Genomic DNA, 5,221 nt, shown 5'->3' with positions numbered 1-5,221 from the left:
ACTCGACGCCTTGCGCCGGCAAATCGAGCCGCACTTTCTATTCAACACGTTGAACGCCGTCGCTGGATTGGTGCGCGAGGGTAGGAACGATTCGGCGGTCAGCATGATCGCAGGTTTGAGCGATTTCCTGCGCCGGACGCTAGACGGCACGCGACTGCGGTTAAGCCGCCGTTACCGCAAGCAATTGCAATCCCGCTTAAGCTAACCGGAGTCGGGCGGCCCACCCCGTATATAATCACGCCATGACATTGAAAGGATGTGGAGTTGCAGCGGCAGTCGGCGTGGTGTTGTTGACGGCTCAGATGAGCTTTGCACAAGCGCCGCCGTCAGGCCAGCCGGCAAATTGCCCGGCAGACGGATTCAGCGGCGGCTTTTCCAAGGGCTGCCCCCAGAGACAGTTCGCGAACCCCGCCGATATCGCGGCATTGATGGCGTCTCTCCCGGACAAGCCGTACGCCGCGCCGAAGAGCCTCCGCCGCGTGCTTGTTCTCTGCCGGGCCGTGGGATTCGTACACAGTACCATTCCGCTGGCCGCCAAGATGGTCGAGTACACCGGCGATAAGACCGGGGCGTGGATGACCACCATCACCTACGATGCGGCGGCGATCACGCCGGAGAATCTGAAGCAGTACGACGCGATCTTCCTGGACGACACCACCGGGTTTTTCCTGGACGATCCGAGCGATCAGGCCACAACCGATCTGCGCCGCAATGCGCTGCTCGATTTCGTGAAAGGCGGAAAGGGGCTGGCCGGCATCCACGCCGCATCCGATTCCTACCATGCGAGCAAGCCCGGACCGACTCCGGACTCTCCTCAAGTCTTAACTGGAACTTGGCCCGAGTTCAATGAACTAATCGGCGGCTTCTTCAAGTTTCACTGGACTTATCCGACGCTGATACCCGTGAAGATCGACGATCCGAAAAGTCCGCTGAATGTTATGTTCCCGCCCCGAGGCTATAACATCGTTGACGAAACGTATACCTTCGCGCAGGACTCATTCAGCCGCAAGCGCGTTCACGTTCTAACAAGCATTAACTATGCCAGGATGAGCGCGGAAGACAAAGCCAAGGAACCCGCCGCCAACAAGCGGACGGACGGAGATTACGCCCTGAGCTATATTCAGCGTGTGGGTAACGGACGCGTCTTTTACGAAGCACACGGGCACGATGAGAACGTGTTCTTCTGGCGTCCTTTCCTTCTTCACATGATGGCCGGCATTCAATACGCGCTCGGCGACTTACCCGCGGATGATAGTCCGAGCGTGAAGTAACCTTACCAGATACGAACGCGCTCGGCTTACCAGATACGAACCCGCTCCGCGGGCGGTAAATACAGTTTCTCTCCGGCCTGTACGTCAAAGGCGTTATACCAGGCGTCAATGTTACGGACCGTGGCAGCGCGGTATTCCGCCGGCGCATGTGGATCGGTTGCCACTTGGCGCCGTAGAGACGCTTCTCGCGTCTTCGATCCCCAGTTCTGACCAAAAGCGATAAAGAACTGTTGGTCGCCGTTGAAAGTATCAATACGCGTTGTAGTCTTCCCGGCCATAGCCGCGCGATAGCCATCGTAAGCGGCGGAAATGCCGGCCACGTCCGCTATATTTTCGGCTAGTGTCTGCCTGCCATTTACGGAAAGGTCGGGAAATGGTTTGTAAGCGCTGTACTGCGCGGCGAGTTGTGCCGTCGCGGCTTCGAAGTGGGCCAGGTCGGAGGCCGTCCACCAGTTACGAACGCGGCCCTTCGAATCGAAAGCGCTGCCTTCGGTGTCGAAGGTATGGCTGATTTCGTGACCAATGATTGAGCCGATCGCCCCATAATTATCGGCGGGCGCGGCGAGCGGATCGAAGAAAGGCGGCTGCAAAATGGCTGCGGGAAAACTGAGCGCGTTCTTGAGCGGAAGATTGACCGCGTTTACCGTTTGCGGCTCCATCGACCATTCCTTGCGATCAACGGGACCGCCCAGACGCGCCACCTGACGGTCATAATCGAATAACTCGCCACGCCAGATGTTACCGAAGATGTCGCCGGCTTTTACGTTATAAGCCGAGTAATCGCGCCACTTATCCGGATAACCGACGCCCACATACAAAGTCGATAGCTTGGCTTGCGCCTCCGCCTTAGTCGATGGATCCATCCAGGTAAGCGCGTCAATGCGCTTGCGGAAGGCCGCAATGATGTTACTCACCATGGCCTGCGCCTCGGTTTTTGCCTCGGGAGGGAAATAGCGCTGCGCGTAGAGCTTCCCGACTTCGTCGCCGAGAAACTCGTTGACCACTGCTACCCCTCGCTGCCAGCGCGGCCGCTGTTCCGGAGTACCGGAAAGTGTCTTTCCGAAGAAGTCGAAGCTCGCATCCGCGAAAGCCTTTGGAAGCACGCCCGCATAAGCGTCAACCAGATGAAAAGCCAACCAATCTTTCCATGTGTCCAACGGAACGGAGGCCACAAGCGCCGATTCCCCTGTAAATGCGGAGGGCTGCCAGACGATGAAACTCGCTTGCTTGGCAAGCCCCGCGCCGCGAAAGTACTCAGCCCAGTCAAGTCCGGGAGCCTTGGACGTGAAGTCCGACTGCGCCCATGTGTTATTCGCTTTGTGTACGTCCTGATCTTCGGCCAGGGTCAGATGCGTTTCCGCAATGGAGTGCTCCAGCGCAATCACGCGCGCGGCTCGATTGTCGGGATCGGAAAAGCCCGCGAGCTTCAGCATGGTTGCCACATGGGTCGCATACTTCGTCCGTATGTCGCGCATGCGGTCGCTATCCGCCAGATAGTATTCACGGTCCGGCATCTGCAGGCCCCCTTGCAGCAGGTACGCCGCGTAATGCTCGGAATCGTTGAAGCCCGGAGCCACCCACAGCCCGAATAGGTTCGGCGTGTGGAAGTTGGTGTTATCGAGCGCGTCAACATCGGCACGCAGGGTTGCGCCTAGCGTTCGGGCGAGTTCGCGTTTATTCGTGATCGCGGCGATGGCGTCTAAGTGTGGACGAAGCGGCGCGACGCTTTTCGCCTCGATCCCGGCTTCGTCCATGTAGGAGTTATATAGGTCAGCTACCTGCCGCGGACCGCTGCCCTTCGAGATCTCAGCGATCAGATCGGCCATGCGCTTGTTACTCAGGATGTCAAGTGCGGTGAAGACGCCGATGCCGCCGCGGTCGGGTGGGATCTCCGTACGCTTGATCCAGCTGCCGTTGCAGTACGCGAAGAAGTCATCGCCGGGCTTGACCGAGCGGTCCATGTTGGACACATTGATCCCATGGACCGAATCCTGCGCGCCGGCCCGGCAGGGCAGGGCAGCGAGCGCGCACACCAATACCATTAAAAATTTCATCTATATGCAGCTTAGAACGACCGCCGGTTAGTACTGATATTCCGGCGGCGTGATTCCTTTGGCTCGGAGGTACATCTCGGCCGACGCGCGGTGATGCGTGGTGTGATCGAGCATACCAAGCAGCAGATCGAGCCCCGACTGCTCACCCTCTTCACCCTTATAGGTCTTAGCCAGTTGTTCATGAGTCAGGCCCGACACCAGCGCGATAGCCTTATCGAACGAACTGTTCACAAACGCAATTACATCGGCCTTGTTCATGGACGCGGGCTTGCCCGGATTCGGTTTCGCACCGGTGAACGAGCTGGTGAAGTAACTCAATCCTTGAGCCAGGTGCGTCATCTGACCGGCGAAACTCATCTGTGGCGGCGTGAGCTTGAAATCGAAACCTGCTTCCGGCATGGCTTCGGCGACTTTGATCGTAAAAGCCTTCGATGTTTCCAGGTGTTTGACGATGGTCGATTTCACGATGTCCTGCGAGTAGGCGGGGGCTCCCACGACCGCGGCGGCCAAGGCGACGAGAGCGGGTGTTTTCATTTGTGGATCTCCTCGCGACAGTGTATCGCTTTACGTTAGCTTACGGTGTGATCGGCGAGCGTAATCGTCACGACGTCATCCGGAGTCTTCGTGGCCGCGCCGTCGGCCTGGGGATGAAACTCGATGCGCATGGTTTCGGCAGTAACTACGACCCGTAAGTAACCATAGTCCGTATCGTCGTAGCTTTCGAGCGTCAGCGTGTCATCGATCTTGAAAGGAGTCCGGTAAGTCCCACTCATGCTGGAGAGCGGCGAATGACCTCCGCACCCGGCCACTATAAACGGAATCTCCAGGTTATTGATCGTCCGGGTGAATCGCTGATAGTTGTGCGAATGCCCGGAAAAAACGGCGTGGGGCCAGACCCCGGCCGTCTCACAGGCACGGTCAATATCCGCTAACATCATCGGACTGCCGCCATGTTCCGACCCGCCGGTAAACGGCGGATGATGTACGGCGATGATGACGGCGCCGGTGAAGTTATCGCTCTTCACGCGCACCAGAGCGGCGGAAAGGAAGGTAACCTGGCGCTCATCGAGTACTGTGTTTGTTCCGTTCTCGTCCGAGATGACTCCTGGATCCTCCAGCACATTGCTATAAACGCCCAGTATCCGGACGAATGGAGCTTCGAGGGTGAAGTACACGCCGGGTTGGATCATCGTGGTGCGAAGCAAGCCGCCCGCATCCGGCGCGGGTGCGGGCGCCGCGGTGCAAAAGTTCTGTAAGAAGGCATTAAGCGTCGGCTCCGGATCTCCGGAGTAAACGACGCCATCGTGATTTCCAGGGATGGCGATTATCGGCGCGGGATAGTTGCGGTAGGGTTCGTAGAACTGGTCGTAGTAATACGCCGCTTCGCCAAAGTAATAGACGACATCACCGAGGTGATAAAAAAACACGGGAACATCCGCGGAGTGTGCCTCCTTAAAATCGCTGACCATCTTGTCTGCGACCAGCGACTGAGTTTGCGGGCCCTGCACGCTGCCGGTGTCTCCAACGCAGTGGAAAACAATTTGTCCAGCATTTTGGATGGCCGTTGTGGCCGCTTTTCCATTGCTCCCCAGGATTGCCGCCAGCGTCAGCAATGGTTCCACCGTACCGCCTGCCGGCTGCGGGACCGCTTCCACGGACGCAACCTCGGTTTCATTCTGATCGGTCACCGGATCGGCGAAGCTAGTCGGGTCGGGACTGGGGACGGGCTGAGCAAACACCGGATCACCAGTTGCCGTTACGCCCTTCGGGTGTTTGGAAACTGGATGCGTCGTGGGGTGCTGCTTTGATTGTTTCTTTGACTTTTTCTTGGCGGGCGTAGGCATTAGGGGATAGCTCCTCACTGGTGCCTATCATTGTGCACATTTACAGATGAAC

5 protein-coding genes are annotated in these 5,221 nt (G+C 58.0%); 2 read left to right on the top strand and 3 right to left on the bottom strand.

Translation table 11 applies throughout. From position 1 onward, the window contains the following. Together H1Y01_RS19335 and H1Y01_RS19330 are read left to right on the top strand one after the other, a co-directional pair. The coding region (locus tag H1Y01_RS19335; protein WP_219341705.1) for a histidine kinase at positions 1–205 on the top strand (205 nt) is incomplete at its 5' end. Between the two features lie 37 nt (positions 206–242). After that, positions 243–1,271 carry a ThuA domain-containing protein gene (locus tag H1Y01_RS19330; RefSeq protein ID WP_219341704.1) on the top strand — a complete coding sequence of 343 codons (1,029 nt, stop codon included), beginning with the start codon at positions 243–245 and terminating at the stop codon, positions 1,269–1,271. Between the two features lie 26 nt (positions 1,272–1,297). On the opposite strand, the gene H1Y01_RS19325 is transcribed toward H1Y01_RS19330, so the two are convergent. From H1Y01_RS19325 to H1Y01_RS19315, 3 genes are read right to left on the bottom strand one after another with little or no spacing between them, the layout of a single operon-like run. Beyond that, positions 1,298–3,325: a M13 family metallopeptidase gene (locus H1Y01_RS19325; RefSeq protein ID WP_180542495.1), complete on the bottom strand. Its 2,028-nt coding sequence runs from the start codon at positions 3,323–3,325 to the stop codon at positions 1,298–1,300. A gap of 27 nt (positions 3,326–3,352) precedes the next feature. Further along, on the bottom strand, positions 3,353–3,859 hold the full coding sequence (locus H1Y01_RS19320; protein WP_180542494.1) for a DinB family protein: 507 nt from the start codon (positions 3,857–3,859) through the stop codon (positions 3,353–3,355). A 35-nt stretch (positions 3,860–3,894) separates the two neighbouring features. Continuing rightward, positions 3,895–5,169, bottom strand: coding sequence for a metallophosphoesterase family protein (locus tag H1Y01_RS19315; RefSeq protein WP_180542493.1), 1,275 nt, complete (start codon positions 5,167–5,169; stop codon positions 3,895–3,897). Positions 5,170–5,221 lie beyond the last annotated feature (52 nt).

Origin of the sequence: Nevskia soli (genome assembly GCF_903970205.1) — a bacterium.
Lineage (GTDB): Bacteria > Acidobacteriota > Terriglobia > Bryobacterales > Bryobacteraceae > Bog-113.
This window is presented reverse-complemented; position numbering and strand designations above follow the sequence as displayed.

Bases quoted from the DNA above. Each gene is read 5' to 3' on its own strand.
- H1Y01_RS19330 (WP_219341704.1), top strand. From the start codon at position 243: ATGACATTGAAAGGATGTGGAGTTGCAGCGGCAGTCGGCGTGGTGTTG.
- H1Y01_RS19325 (WP_180542495.1), bottom strand. From the start codon at position 3,325: ATGAAATTTTTAATGGTATTGGTGTGCGCGCTCGCTGCCCTGCCCTGC.
- H1Y01_RS19320 (WP_180542494.1), bottom strand. From the start codon at position 3,859: ATGAAAACACCCGCTCTCGTCGCCTTGGCCGCCGCGGTCGTGGGAGCC.
- H1Y01_RS19315 (WP_180542493.1), bottom strand. From the start codon at position 5,169: ATGCCTACGCCCGCCAAGAAAAAGTCAAAGAAACAATCAAAGCAGCAC.